The sequence below is a fragment of the Arthrobacter rhombi genome, from assembly GCF_039526245.1.
Taxonomy (GTDB): Bacteria; Actinomycetota; Actinomycetes; order Actinomycetales; family Micrococcaceae; genus Arthrobacter_H; species Arthrobacter_H rhombi.
Genome location: NZ_BAAAIV010000016.1, coordinates 17,848 through 31,542, shown reverse-complemented (window position 1 = coordinate 31,542; position 13,695 = coordinate 17,848). Strand labels below are relative to the sequence as shown.

At 66.7% G+C, this 13,695-nt stretch carries 11 protein-coding genes; 8 read left to right on the top strand and 3 right to left on the bottom strand.

Going from position 1 to position 13,695, the window contains the following annotated elements; translation table 11 throughout:
- The first annotated feature begins 10 nt into the window (after positions 1-10).
- The 4 genes from ABD088_RS13990 (at position 11) to ABD088_RS13975 (ending at position 2,535) form a co-directional block, all read left to right on the top strand.
- On the top strand, positions 11-487 hold the full coding sequence (locus tag ABD088_RS13990; protein WP_343902570.1) for an FHA domain-containing protein: 477 nt from the start codon (positions 11-13) through the stop codon (positions 485-487).
- A 74-nt stretch (positions 488-561) separates the two neighbouring features.
- Positions 562-1,248 (top strand): transcriptional regulator FtsR, encoded by a 687-nt coding sequence (gene ftsR / locus ABD088_RS13985; RefSeq protein ID WP_343902569.1) that lies wholly within the window; start codon positions 562-564, stop codon positions 1,246-1,248.
- A gap of 16 nt (positions 1,249-1,264) precedes the next feature.
- Positions 1,265-1,747 (top strand): bifunctional nuclease family protein, encoded by a 483-nt coding sequence (locus ABD088_RS13980; protein WP_343902568.1) that lies wholly within the window; start codon positions 1,265-1,267, stop codon positions 1,745-1,747.
- A gap of 188 nt (positions 1,748-1,935) precedes the next feature.
- The gene (locus tag ABD088_RS13975) at positions 1,936-2,535 is read left to right on the top strand and encodes a MerR family transcriptional regulator (RefSeq protein ID WP_343902567.1); all 600 of its coding nucleotides are present in this window, start codon (positions 1,936-1,938) and stop codon (positions 2,533-2,535) included.
- A gap of 96 nt (positions 2,536-2,631) precedes the next feature.
- Here ABD088_RS13975 and ABD088_RS13970 read toward each other — a convergent pair whose 3' ends face one another.
- Positions 2,632-3,447: a ParA family protein gene (locus ABD088_RS13970; protein ID WP_372711298.1), complete on the bottom strand. Its 816-nt coding sequence runs from the start codon at positions 3,445-3,447 to the stop codon at positions 2,632-2,634.
- Positions 3,448-3,716: 269 nt separating this feature from the next.
- Here ABD088_RS13970 and ABD088_RS13965 point away from each other — a divergent pair, with 269 nt between their 5' ends.
- From ABD088_RS13965 to ABD088_RS13955, 3 genes are all read left to right on the top strand, one after another.
- Positions 3,717-7,163: a pyruvate carboxylase gene (locus ABD088_RS13965; protein ID WP_343902566.1), complete on the top strand. Its 3,447-nt coding sequence runs from the start codon at positions 3,717-3,719 to the stop codon at positions 7,161-7,163.
- Between the two features lie 117 nt (positions 7,164-7,280).
- Positions 7,281-8,540 carry a MinD/ParA family ATP-binding protein gene (locus tag ABD088_RS13960; RefSeq protein ID WP_343902565.1) on the top strand — a complete coding sequence of 420 codons (1,260 nt, stop codon included), beginning with the start codon at positions 7,281-7,283 and terminating at the stop codon, positions 8,538-8,540.
- A 4-nt stretch (positions 8,541-8,544) separates the two neighbouring features.
- A complete protein-coding gene (locus ABD088_RS13955; RefSeq protein ID WP_343902564.1) occupies positions 8,545-9,966 on the top strand; it encodes a mycothione reductase in 1,422 nt (473 codons plus the stop codon).
- Between the two features lie 21 nt (positions 9,967-9,987).
- Here the strand turns inward: ABD088_RS13955 and ABD088_RS13950 are convergent, their stop codons facing one another.
- Both ABD088_RS13950 and ABD088_RS13945 read right to left on the bottom strand, forming a co-directional pair.
- A complete protein-coding gene (locus tag ABD088_RS13950) occupies positions 9,988-10,350 on the bottom strand; it encodes a cupin domain-containing protein (protein WP_343902563.1) in 363 nt (120 codons plus the stop codon).
- Positions 10,351-10,405: 55 nt separating this feature from the next.
- Positions 10,406-12,217 carry an AMP-dependent synthetase/ligase gene (locus ABD088_RS13945; RefSeq protein WP_343902562.1) on the bottom strand — a complete coding sequence of 604 codons (1,812 nt, stop codon included), beginning with the start codon at positions 12,215-12,217 and terminating at the stop codon, positions 10,406-10,408.
- Positions 12,218-12,357: 140 nt separating this feature from the next.
- On the opposite strand from ABD088_RS13945, the gene ABD088_RS13940 reads away from it, so the two are divergent.
- Positions 12,358-13,338 (top strand): ROK family glucokinase, encoded by a 981-nt coding sequence (locus ABD088_RS13940; RefSeq protein WP_372711301.1) that lies wholly within the window; start codon positions 12,358-12,360, stop codon positions 13,336-13,338.
- The last annotated feature ends 357 nt before the right edge of the window (positions 13,339-13,695 follow it).

The window sequence follows — 13,695 nt, the reverse complement described above, 5'->3', positions numbered from 1 at the left end:
GAGGAAGCATATGAGTGGCGATCATCGTTGGGAGGACGACACTGCGGAGCGTCAGCAAACCGCAGGGGAGACCACCAACATCAGCCTGCCTCCGGCCCATGAAGATATCGTCCCCGAGGCATCGCTGTCGGCCGAGGAACGCTCCTCGGTCAATGCATTGCCCGAGGGATCGGCGCTGCTCATTGCCCACTCCGGCCCCAACCGTGGAGCCCGTTTCCTGCTCGATGGTGAGGTGTCCACCGCAGGGCGTCATCCCGAGGCAGACATCTTCCTCGACGATGTGACGGTCTCGCGCAAGCACGCCGAATTCCGCCGCGAAGGCAACGGATTCCAGATCGTTGACTCCGGCAGCCTCAACGGAACATACGTCAACGGCGATCGCGTGGACGCGGTACGCCTGCGTTCCGGGTCTGAAGTGCGCATCGGCAAGTTCCGGTTGACCTTCTACGCCGGCACCGTTCCCACGACCGCCTCACGGCAGGACTGACGGTAATTCCTGTGGTTTCATCCGCGCATTCCCGACGCGGCGTCGGGGTGGGCGCCGACGTCCCCCGGGCGAGCGTGCTCAATATTGGAGAGGTCCTCACCGAACTCTCGGAAGACTTTCCGCAGACGACCGCTTCGAAGATCAGGTTCCTCGAGGAAAAGGGGCTGATCACCCCGCAGCGCACGGCCGCCGGATACCGGAAATACACTCCCGGGGACATCGACCGGTTGCGCTTCATCTTGTCGCTCCAACGCGACCAGTACCTGCCCTTGAAAGTCATCAAGGACTACCTGGATGCCGTTGACCGCGGTGAACGCCCCGAACAACTGGCTGGGGGTTTGACGCTGGCCCCGCGTAGCGTCACCGACCAACTGGCGCAGGAAATCGCCGGCCACACCCGTCCGCTGACCCGCGCAGAGCTCCAGGGAGCCACCGGCGCATCGGACGAGCTGGTGGCCGAGTTGCTGGCCTACGGCATCATCGCCGAAGAAGACCAGAGGTTCGATGAGCATGCGGTGCGCATCACCACGGCCAGTGCCAAACTCGCGGCGCACGGCATCGAGCCACGGCATCTGCGCGGCTTCCGTGCTGCCGCGGACCGCGAACTGGGGCTGGTCGAGCGCGCCGTGGCGCCGTTGTCCAGCCGCCGCGACGTTTCCTCGCGCGCCCGCGCCGCCGAGACGGCACGGGAGATCAGCGACGCCTGCCTGGCGCTGCACAGTGCGATGGTCAACGGGTCCATCGCCCGGATGGATCACTAAACAGCAGGAGGAAGCCATGCGAGAGCTCATGGTCGTTGGAGTCCGCATTGAGCTGCCGTCCAACCAACCCCTGGTCCTGCTCAAGGAGATTGACGGTCCCCGTCATCTGCCCATCTGGATCGGCGCTCCCGAAGCATCCGCCATCGCCATGAGCCAGCAGGGCATGTCCACGCCACGGCCCATGACCCACGACCTGTTGGAGTCCGTCGTCTCTGCCTTGGGGCACCCCCTCGTGGAGGCGAGATTGGTTGCCGTGAAGGAAACGGTCTTCTATGCGGAACTGGAGTTCGACGGCGGGGCCAGCGTTGACTCCCGGGCATCCGACGCCATCGCCTTTGCCCTGCGCGCTGGGTGCCCGATCACCTGCGCCGAGGAAGTGCTCGCGGAAGCCGGTGTGTTGGTCAGCGAAGATGGCAACACGGCCGACGGGGCCGAGGACCAGGTACGCCAATTCCGCGAGTTCCTTGCCGATGTCGAACCCGAGGACTTTGGCGAATAGCGACACGCCCTCAAGTTAAGCTTGAAGGTCTTTGACGTGGGACCCGTTCGGCCGTACCGTCAAAGCATAAGAATCCCATTGCTTCGCTGTCCCATCACTCGGCACAGTGGACGGCATACGATGCCTCCACGGTTCCCGGCAGCCGGCAAACTCCCTGTGGGGGGAGTTTTTTGACTAGGAGGGTCCACGTGAGTCCGATAGGTGAGCATAGCGGGGCGTCGTCCGGCGCTGGCCGCACGGGCACCGCTGCGAATGCGCAGGGACTGCTCTTCACCGAGGACCTGCCCGTCCTCGACGAGGGGGCGGGCTACCGCGGTACCGTCGTCTGCAAGGCAGCGGGGATTACCTACCGCCAGCTCGATTACTGGGCCCGCACCGGCTTGGTCGAACCTGCCGTCCGCGGAGCTGCCGGGTCCGGAAGCCAACGCCTGTACAGCTTCCGGGACATCCTCGTGCTCAAGGTCGTCAAACGACTGCTGGACACCGGTGTTTCCCTGCAGCAGATTCGGACCGCCGTGGTCCATCTGCGCGAGCGTGGCGTCGAAGACCTGGCACAGATCACCCTGATGAGCGATGGTGCATCCGTCTACGAATGCACCTCCGCCGATGAGGTCATTGACCTCGTGCAGGGTGGCCAGGGAGTCTTCGGCATTGCCGTGGGCCGCGTCTGGCGCGAGGTCGAGGGAAGCTTGGCTGAGTTGCCGAGCGAACATGCCGTCGAAGAAGAAGCCATTTTCCCCGGTGACGAACTGGGCCGCCGACGAGCTGCCAAGAAGTCGGCCAGCTAACCACCTAGTGCCACGGGCCACTGAGAAACACGGCCCCTGTAGAGACCAAGAGCGCGTGCCCCCAGCGGGGGACACGCGCTCTTGGTTTGGACGCAGTTAGCGGGGCGTCGGGGTTCCCTCGGCACGCGACGGGGAAAGACCCTGGAGCAGGTCGTCGAACCGTGCCGCCGAATGGCGCGCCGCCTCGCCGGGCCACTGGTGCACCGCGTATGCCGCACCCTGGATCTGCTGCCAGTTCGGCTGATCCGGCAGGACTGGCGAGAGCAGCGAGTCGCCGAACATCGTGCGCATCTCATCCAAGCGGAAGCGCTGTTCCGCCGAGGAATCCCGGAACCGGTTGGCTACCACACCGGCGGTTTGCAGCCCTGGGACGAACTCCTTGCGGAAAAGCTCCAGCGCACGGAGCGTCCGTTCGGTTCCGGCCACGGAGAACAGGCTGGGTTCGGCCACCAACAGGACTCGTTGGCTTGCTGTCCACGCCATGCGCGTCAGCCCGTTCAACGACGGGGGGCAATCAATGAGGACGAGCTCGTATTTGTCCTGGCGCGACAGGATGTTCTGCAGGCGACGCAAAGTCCGTAGCCTCAGGTCAGGCCGGTCGTAGATGCCGCTGAAGGCGCCGCCCACCGCGACGTCGAGCACGGGGGCCTGCTTGCTTCTCCTGCTCTGGGTAGCGCGCGTCGTCCAGGGGCTTGGAACCGCGGCCGCGATGATATCTGCCCTCCGCGCGTTCTTGAGCAGGTGGCCGATGTCGTTCTCCCCATTGGGCTCAACGCCCAGACCGGTGCTGGCATCGGCATGCGGATCCAGATCCACCACCAGGGTAGGGATGCCAGCGGCCAACGCCGCTGACGCCAAACCGAGGGTAACGGAAGTCTTCCCGACCCCACCCTTGAGACTGCTGATGCTCACGACCTGCACGGAACGGACCACGACCTTACTGTGTTGTTTCGCTGTTTCGGCTCCTACCCATCATAAGGCGGCGGCGCACCCCGCCACTCCAGTGCCCGCCGTGTGGCGCAGGTCATGACGACATAGAGTTACGTGTGTGTGGTGCGCCACTGTAGGGTATCGGCAGGCTTGGATCTTCACATCGCGCCTGGCGCACGGAAGCAGCACTGCTCGAATCCCGGGCTGACCGTCGCGTTCGTCCTGACCAACAGACACCCTGCAGGAGCACCATGTTTTCAAAGGTTTTGGTAGCCAACCGAGGCGAGATCGCCATCCGCGCATTCCGCGCAGGCTACGAATTGGGAGCCAAGACGGTTGCCGTCTTCCCCTACGAGGACCGTGGCTCCATCCACCGCCAGAAGGCCGACGAGGCCTACCAGATCGGCGAAGAGGGACACCCGGTCCGCGCCTACCTCGACGTTGAGGAAGTCATCCGTGTTGCCAAGGACGCCGGCGCGGATGCCATCTACCCCGGGTACGGTTTCCTCTCCGAGAATCCGGACCTGGCCCGGGCCGCGCAGGAGGCTGGCATCACCTTCATCGGCCCGCCGGCCGACGTGCTCGAACTCGCTGGCAACAAGGTCCAGGCCCTGAAGGCCGCCAAGGCAGCGGGCATTCCCACGTTGGCCTCCTCGGAGCCCAGCGATGACCCCGAATGGCTGATTTCCGAAGCAGACAAGATCGGGTTCCCGATCTTCGTCAAGGCCGTCGCCGGTGGCGGTGGACGCGGCATGCGCCGCGTTGACAAGCGCGAGGACCTGCCGGAGTCATTGAACGCAGCAATGCGCGAGGCCGGCACCGCCTTTGGCGACCCGACGGTCTTCCTGGAGATGGCTGTGCTGCGGCCCCGGCACATCGAGGTCCAGATCCTTGCCGATGGCGAGGGCAATGTCGTCCACCTCTTCGAGCGGGACTGCTCGCTGCAGCGTCGCCACCAGAAGGTGGTGGAGATCGCCCCGGCACCGAACCTCGACGAGAACATCCGCCAGGCCCTGTATGCCGATGCGGTGAAGTTCGCCAAGGCGCTGAAGTACCAGAATGCCGGAACCGTTGAGTTCCTGGTCGACACCGTGGGTGAGCGGGCCGGTGAACATGTCTTCATTGAAATGAACCCGCGCATCCAGGTCGAGCACACGGTCACCGAGGAAATCACCGACATCGACCTGGTCTCGGCACAGATGCGCATCGCTGCGGGGGAGACCCTGGACGATCTGGACATCCACCAGGACCAGTTGCGCATCCGCGGGGCGGCTCTGCAGTGCCGCATCACCACGGAGGACCCGTCCAATGGTTTCCGGCCAGACGTCGGAACCATCACTGTCTACCGTTCTGCCGGTGGTTCCGGTGTGCGTCTCGACGGCGGAACCATCTATGCAGGTGCAGAAGTCTCCCCACACTTCGACTCGATGTTGGTCAAGCTGACCTGCCGGGGTCGCGACTACGAGGCGGCCGTCCGCCGGGCCCGCCGCGCCTTGGCGGAATTCCGTGTTCGCGGCGTGGCCACGAACATCCCGTTCCTGATGAACGTGCTGGACGATCCACAGTTCATTGCCGGGGACGTGGCCACCGACTTCATCGATTCCCGCCCGGACCTCTTGGAAGGAAACCGGAGCCAGGATCGCGGTACGAAGGCCCTGACCTACCTGGCCGACGTGACCGTCAACCAGCCCAACGGTCCGCGCGTGGAGGGGATCGACCCGCGACAGAAGCTCCCGTACTACCCCGGGGACAAGACCGACCAGCCGATGCGCAGCCCCTTCGATGGGCCCTCGGAGCACGAACCGGCTGCCGGGTGGCGGCAGGTCCTGCTCGATCGCGGGCCGGAGGGCTTTGCTGCAGAGCTGCGTTCCCGGACCGAGCTGGCGGTGACCGATACGACCTTCCGTGATGCCCACCAGTCGCTGTTGGCCACCCGGGTCCGCACCCGTGACCTGCTCGCAGCTGCACCTGCCTACGCACATACGCTTCCGCAGTTGTTCTCCATGGAGGTCTGGGGCGGGGCCACCTACGACGTCTCCCTGCGCTTCCTGGGCGAAGACCCCTGGCAGCGACTGGAGCTGCTGCGCGCCGAGATGCCGAACATCCCCTTGCAGATGCTGCTGCGCGGGCGCAACACCGTCGGCTACACCCCGTACCCGACAGAGGTCACCGACGCGTTCGTCCAGGAGGCCGCCTCGGCGGGCATCGATATCTTCCGGATCTTCGATGCGCTCAACGACGTCTCGCAGATGGCTCCGGCCATCCAAGCGGTCCGGGCGACGGGGACGGCCGTCGCCGAAGTGGCCCTGTGCTACACCGGCAACTTGTTGGATCCGGCCGAAGATCTCTACACGCTGGACTACTACCTGGAGCTGGCCCAGCAGATTGTTGATGCTGGAGCACACATCCTGGCGATCAAGGACATGGCAGGGCTGCTGCGCCCGGCAGCTGCGGCGAAGCTGGTCACCGCACTGCGGGAGCGGTTCGACCTGCCCGTGCACCTGCACACCCACGACACCGCCGGCGGGCAGTTGGCCACGCTGATGGCAGCCGCCGACGCCGGCGTGGATGCCGTGGACGTCGCTGTGGCCTCCATGTCAGGGACCACCTCGCAGCCCTCGGAGTCGGCACTGATCGCCGCGCTGGCGAACACCGAACGCGATACCGGCATCGCGCTGGAGGCGGCGGCCTCGCTGGAACCGTACTGGGAAGCCGTGCGATCGATGTACGCGCCGTTCGAGTCCGGGCTTCCGGGGCCGACGGGCCGCGTCTACCGCCATGAGATCCCCGGTGGCCAGCTGTCCAACCTGCGCCAGCAGGCCAAGGCCCTGGGCCTGGCCGAACGGTTCGAGGACGTCGAGGACATGTACACGGCGGCCAACGCGATCCTGGGCCGTCTGGTCAAGGTCACCCCGTCGTCGAAGGTGGTGGGGGATCTGGCCCTGCAACTGGTCGGGATGAACGTGGACCCGAAGGAATTCGAAGCCAACCCCCAGGCTTTCGACATCCCCGAATCGGTCATCGGCTTCCTCTCCGGCGAACTCGGGGACCCGCCGGGAGGCTGGCCCGAGCCGTTCCGCTCCAAGGCGCTGGAGGGACGCACCATCAAGGTCCGCGTTGAGGAACTTGCCTCCGAGGACTCCCAGGCGCTGAAGGGTGACTCTGCCACCCGCCGGGAGACCCTGAACCGGCTGTTGTTCCCCGGCCCGACCCGTGATTTCGCCGCATCGCGCGCCGAATACGGCGATGTGTCCGTCCTGCACACCCGCGACTACCTCTACGGGTTGGTCCAGCATGCCGAGCACGTCATTTCCCTGGGCAAGGGAGTGCGCCTGCTGGTGACCTTGCAGGCCGTCTCTGACCCCGATGACAAGGGCATGCGCACGCTGATGTGCACGCTCAATGGCCAGATGCGCCAGATCATCGTGAGGGACCGCAACGTGGAGTCGACCGTCAAGTCAGCCGAAAAGGCAGACACCGCGAACTCCGGCCACGTCGCTGCGCCCTTTGCCGGTGCGGTGACCGCCGTCGTGGAGGTCGGGGACACCGTGGAGCCCGGGGGAACGGTGGCCACCATTGAGGCCATGAAGATGGAGGCGGCCATCACCTCGCCCTCTGGCGGAAAAGTGGCCCGCCTGGCCATCGACGGTACGACCCAGGTCCAGGGCGGCGACCTGCTGGTCGTTCTCGAGGCCTGACACCAGCAGGCCCCAGGCCATCGAGGGGGCGGTCACATCCAGCATGTGACCGTCCCCTCCGTGCGCTAGGGTGATTGCTGACCAGCCGGACGACAGCACTTGTGCGCAGAGGAATCCATGACGCAGCCCCACCAGAACCACGACGACGAGACCGCAGGGACGCGGCCGGAGGCTGGCCCGGATGAGGCTGCTGAGCCGGTGGGGCCCGAAACGGGTACCCCCGCCGGAGAGCACGACGGCGATCCGGTCCGGGGAACTGCCGGACTGGGAGCTGCGGACGTCCCCCCACTGTCGGACTGGCAGCCAGCAGGCAACGAGGAAGCCGTCCAGGAGACCGCTCCACGCCCGGTGGGCGATGGGCAGGTCATTCCTGCCCCGACGGCCCACCCGGCGCATCCGGTTGCCCCTGCCCCGGCGCAGGAGGCCCAAAACCCCCGTCCGGAACCGGTCGTGCCCGAAAGCGCCGCGCAGCTCACCGCCGACCGCCTGCTGGAGCCGCACGATCGCGAGCCGGCCAGTGGCTGGCGCCGGTTGCTGTTCCGGGCCACCTTCGGCCGGGTGAATGTTGGAGATTCGGATACCGAACGCATCCGCCGGCAGACCGAGCGGCGCATTGCGGCCCCGTTGGACGGATCCACCCGCTACGTCCCCGTGCTCTCACGCAAGGGCGGGGTCGGCAAGACGACCGTCACGACGTTGCTGGGCATGTCGCTGGCCCAATTGCGTGAGGACCGCATCATTGCCCTGGACGCCAATCCGGACCGCGGGACCTTGAGCGACCGTTCCCCCGGCACATCGGCCTTCACCGCCCGGCACCTGGTGCAGAACCGTTTCATGGTCGACACCTTCTCCAAGCTCTCCAGCTATGCAGCACGCGAAGGCTCGCGCCTGCACGTCCTCGCCTCGGATACCGACCCCCGGGTGGCCGAGGCCTTCGACGACGCCGACTACCGTGCGGTGACCGACCTGCTCTCGAAGTACTACTCGATCGTGCTGACCGACTCCGGGACCGGCATGGTCCACAGCGTCATGAAGGGCACCCTCGAAAAAGCCGACGCCGTTGTCCTGGTTTCCGGGGCCAGCGTCGACGAGGCACGTCTGGCCTCGGAAACGCTCTCGTGGCTCGAGGCCCATGGGCGATCCGATCTGGCTTCCCGCGCGATCGTGGTCATCAACCAGTCCTCCGGACAGGGGCGTGGCGTGAACGTGGAGGAAATCGAAGCTCACTTCCAGTCCCGGGTGGCCACCGTCGTGCGTTTGCCGCATGACCCGCATCTGGCCGAGGGATCCCGCGTGGAGCTGGACCGCCTCAAGCCGGCCACGCGGGACGCTGTCAGGGAGCTGGCCGCGCTGGTCGTCGATGAGCTGAAGGGCTGAACACATGACCCACTATGATCTGGCCATCGTCGGCTCCGGTTCCGGCAACTCGCTGATCACGCCCTACTGGGACGACAAGAAGGTCGCGCTGATCGACTCCGGCACCTTCGGGGGGACCTGCCTGAACGTGGGCTGCATCCCCACCAAGATGTTCGTCTATCCGGCCACCCTGGCCGCTTCGACCGGTCAGGCCGGCCGTCTCGGCGTCGACCTGGAGCTGAAGGGCACCGATTGGGCGGGGATCCGCGACCGGGTCTTCGGGCGCATCGATGACATTTCGGCCAGCGGCCTGCGCTACCGCGACCAGGAGCTGGACCACGTGGACGTCTACCAGGAAACGGTGACGCTGCGGGATCCGCGGACGCTCATCACCGCCTCCGGCCAGGTCATCACCGCCGACCGGATCGTCCTGGCCTCCGGTTCGCGCGCCGTGCTGCCCGACGTGCCCGGCGTCGATGCGCCGCAGGTGCACACCTCGGACACGATCATGCGGCTGGAATCCTTGCCGGAGCGGGTGCTCATCGTCGGTGGGGGCTTCATCGCCGCGGAATTTGCCCATGTCTTCCACGGGTTGGGTTCCCAGGTCACGCAGGTCAACCGTTCGGGGGCCTTGCTGCGCCACCACGACGAGGAGATCTCCCGCCGGTTCACGGCAGCGGCCAGCCGGCGCTGGACGGTGGTCCTGGACCATGCGTTGACCTCCATCACGCAGAACGACGACGGGACCGTCACCGGCCACTTCGAGCAGGAAGGCGAGGCACTCGAGGTGCGCGCCGACGTCGTGCTCATGGCCACTGGACGGGAACCGAATTCGGATCGGCTCGAAGCGGCGGCCGCCGGGCTCGACCTGGAGGAGGACGGCCGGCTGGCGGTGGACGAGTACCAGCGCGTCCTCTCCTCCGGTGTTCCCCTCGAGGGCTGCTACGCGCTGGGGGATGCCTCCAACGAGTACCAGCTCAAGCATGTGGCGAACCGGGAGGCGCGCGTCGTGGCGCACAACCTGGAACACCCCGGGGCGCTGCGGGCCACCGACCGTTCGGCGGTTCCCGCTGCAGTGTTCTCGGACCCGCAGATCGCCGCCGTCGGACTCACCGAGGCCGAAGCCCGGGAGCAGGCATCGGATCCCGACGATGTCGTCGCCGTGGTGCAGGACTTCGGCTCGACCGCCTATGGGTGGGCGATGGAGGACGGCGAGGGCGTGGTGAAACTCGTTGCCTCGCGCTCCACCGGCAGGTTGCTCGGTGCACACATCATGGGGCATGAGGCGTCGATGCTGATCCAGCCGCTGATCCAGGCGATGGCCACCGGGCTCGGGGTCGTCGAGATGGCCCGGGGGCAGTACTGGATCCACCCGGCACTGACCGAGGTCGTGGAGAACGCCTTGTTGGGCCTGGACCTGCCAGCGGGCGAGGACGCCCCGCTGTAGGCAGTGCCTGGGCGCTGGAGCTCAGCGGTTGGCGGATCCCGGCCCCTGGGGCCCGAGGGCGGAACCGTCCGGGAACCCCGCGGCTGCACCCTTCAACTCGATGAAAAGGGTGTGGGTCGGGGTGTCGCCGATGTTCTCTCCGGCATGCCGCTGCGCGGCCAGCCACAGGGCCTGGCCCGCTGCAAGTTCGGTCTCGAAGGAACGCTCTCCCACGGTCAGGCGCCGGCGGAACCCCGAGAGCGTGACCATGACGCTATTGGGGTGCCCGTGTGGCGTGGTGCTGGCCCCGGGCAGGTCGGTGTACTCCAGGACACGGACGAACTCGTTCTCCCACAGGACCCGGTAGTGCCCGGGGTTGCTCTCGACCGGATCCTCGGTGACCATGCACCGAGGATACGCCGGGACCTGTGGGGAAACCAGACGATTCGTGTACCGGGGATCAGGCGGGTTTCTTGGCCGAGTAGATTTCCTCGACGACTGCTTCGAAGTCCTTCAGGACCTGGCCGCGCTTGACCTTCAGGGACGGTGTGAGGTGGCCCGAGGACTCGGAGAAGTCCGTGGGGACGATGCGGAACGCCTTGATCGATTCGGCGTGGGATACCGACTGGTTGGCCTTGTCGATGACCGCCTGGATGGCGTTGCGGACCTGCGGGTGTGCGGCGGCCTCTTCGGCGGACAGGGAGCCCAGGTGCTTGCGCTCCAACCAGCCGGGCAGCGCCTCGGCATCGAGGGTCACCAGTGCGGCAATGAATGGGCGGTTGTCGCCGATGACCAGGCATTGCGACACCAGCACGTCGGCACGGATCTGGTCCTCGAGCAGGCCCGGGACCACGTTCTTGCCGCCGGCCGTGACGATGATTTCCTTCTTGCGTCCCGTGATCCGCAGGAACCCATCAGCATCGAGTTCACCGATGTCGCCGGTGCGGAACCAGTCCCCGTCGAAGGCCTCATCGCGCAGCTCGGGACGATTGTGGTATCCGCGCATCACGCAGACACCCTGGGTGAGGATTTCGCCGTCGTCGGCGATCTTGACCGCGTTGCCCGGCAGGGGGGTGCCCACCGAACCGATTTTGATCCGCTTCGGGGTGTTGACCGTGATCGGCGCCGTGGTCTCGGTCAGGCCGTAGCCCTCGAGAATCGTCAGTCCCGCACCGTGGAAGAAGTGGCCCAGGCGTTCACCCAGGGGGCCGCCACCGGAGACGGCGTACTTGATCCGCCCGCCCATGGCCTCGCGGATCTTGCCGTAGACGAGCTTCTCGAACAGGTTGTAGCGCAGCTTCAGGGACAGCGGGACGCTGCCGGCCTGCTCCGCACGGGACCAGGCCACGGCAGTGCGCGCTGCAGCGTGGAAGATCTTGGCCTTGAGGTTGCCGCCGTCCTCGGCCTTGAGCATCGAGGAGTTGTAGACCTTTTCGAAGACCCGCGGCACGGCCAGGATGAACGTGGGCTTGAAGCCCTGCAGGTCACCCAACAGGTTCTTGATGTCCGGGGTGTGGGCAACCTTGGCACCACCGGCGACGCAGAGCACCGAGATGAAACGGGCAAAGACGTGGGCCAGGGGGAGGAACATGATCGTGGCGGCGCCCTCGTGGACGCACTCGGGCAGGGCGGCCTGGGCGTTGCGGCTGAGCTCCACGAAGTTCAGGTGCGTCAGTTCGCAGCCCTTCGGACGGCCGGTGGTGCCGGAGGTGTAAATGATGGTGGCGACACTGTCCAGATGCAGCGACGCGCGGCGCTCCTCGAGCTGTTCGTCACTGATGCCTGCGCCGGCTTCGCGCAGCGCATCGAGGCCCTCGCCATCCATCTGCCACACCGAGCGGACCTCGTCCAGACCCTCCTGGATGGCCGCCTGGCGGACGACGTTCTCGTGCTCCGGCGACTCGACGATGACGGCGACGGCCCCGGAATCACCCAGGATCCAGGCAACCTGGCTGGGGGAGGAGGTCTCGTAGACGGGAACGGAGATGCATCCGGCGAACCAGACGGCAAAGTCGACCAGTGCCCATTCGTAGCGGGTGCGGGACATGATGCCGATCCGGGAACCGGCCTCCAAGCCGGAGGCGATCAGGCCCTTGGCCAGGGACGAGACATCGGCGGCGAACTCGCGCGCCGAGACGTCGATCCAACCGCCGTTCCCATTCGGCCGGGAGAACAGCATGGGGTTGGCCCCGGCTGCCTGCTCGAGGACGAAATCCGTCGTATTTGACGTCTCCGGGCTGACCACGAGCGGGGGTACGCTGAACTCTCGCACGGTGTGCTCCTCTGCTTCACTAAATATTCACCTGTGGATGGCTGGCGATCGGGATCGCTCCTTCCAGCATAGTGGGTTACATCACTAACTTACTCGCTAGTAACTTAGGGTCCAAATGGAATCGACGAAAGGCAGCTGCCATGGCCATGTCTGCGAACGATGGATGGGCCGTGGGACTGGACATCGGTGGCACGAAGATTGCCGCGGGACTGGTCGATTCCGCCGGCAGGATCCTGCACCGTGCGCAGGCCGCAACGCCCGGTTCCAGCCCGGAACTGGTCGAGCGGACGGTTGCTGACCTGGTGCAGGGCCTGCGCCGGTGGGCTCCTGGGGCACCCGTGGGCGTTGGAGCCGCAGGCTGGATGGATCCCGAGACCGGAACCGTGCTGTTCAGCCCGCATCTGGCCTGGCGGAACGAACCCTTGCGCGACCGCCTGGTTGCGGTGCTCGGGCAGCCGGTGGGCGTGGTGAACGATGCCGACGCGGCCGGTTGGGCCGAATACCGTTTCGGCGCGGGCCGGGGAGAGGCGAACCTGGTGTGCCTGACCCTGGGCACCGGCATCGGCGGAGCGTTGGTTGCCGACGGCCAACTGCGGCGCGGCCGGTTCGGCCTGGCCGGGGAATTCGGGCATCAGGTCATTGTTCCGGGCGGACATCGGTGCGAATGCGGTAATCGCGGATGCTGGGAACAATATGCCTCCGGCAACGCCTTGGGGCGCGAGGGCCGGGAGGTGGCCCGTGCCAATTCCCCGGTCGCCCACACCCTCCTCGAGGCTTCCCGGGGGGACGTCGAGGGGATCGATGGCGCCCTGGTGACCGAACTGGCGGCGGCGGGAGATCCTGCCTGCCGGGAGATCGTGGCCGAGGCCGGCTACTGGCTGGGGCTCGGTCTGGCCAATCTGGCGGCGGCGTTGGACCCGGGGACCTTTGTCATCGGCGGGGGGCTGGGTTCGGCGTCGGACCAGCTGTTGGTGGAAGCGGAGGCGTCGTACCGGCGCCACCTCACGGGCCGCGGATACCGGCCCTTTGCGCGGATCAGCCGGGCGGGGCTCGGAGCCGACGCCGGGTTGATCGGCGCCGCAGATCTGGCCCGCCGCGCAGCAGCGGGCACGCCGGCGTAGCCGTCTCGGGCGGCAGGGGAACCCGGGGGTTCAGACCCGGGCACCGTCGTCGCCGTCGGTCCGATGCCGGGGCAGGCGGAAGGCCAGATATCCAGCGGCGGCAACAAAGACCACGCACAACCCGACCCACACCGTCATCGGTGCCGAGCGCCAGAGGATCGCCACGAGCAACAGGACCACAGGTGCCCCGGCGGCACAGGCCCAGGCGAGCACCGTGACCGGATTGCCGGACCCCAAGGCCGGTGGATCCTCCGGCGCCCAGTCCTCCTCGGGCTCCTCGATGATCGAGTAGTCCCTGGGCCCGCCGGCAGGCATCAGGGGGGCTGGGTCGGGCGCAGGCCCATCGGGTGGTGCGGC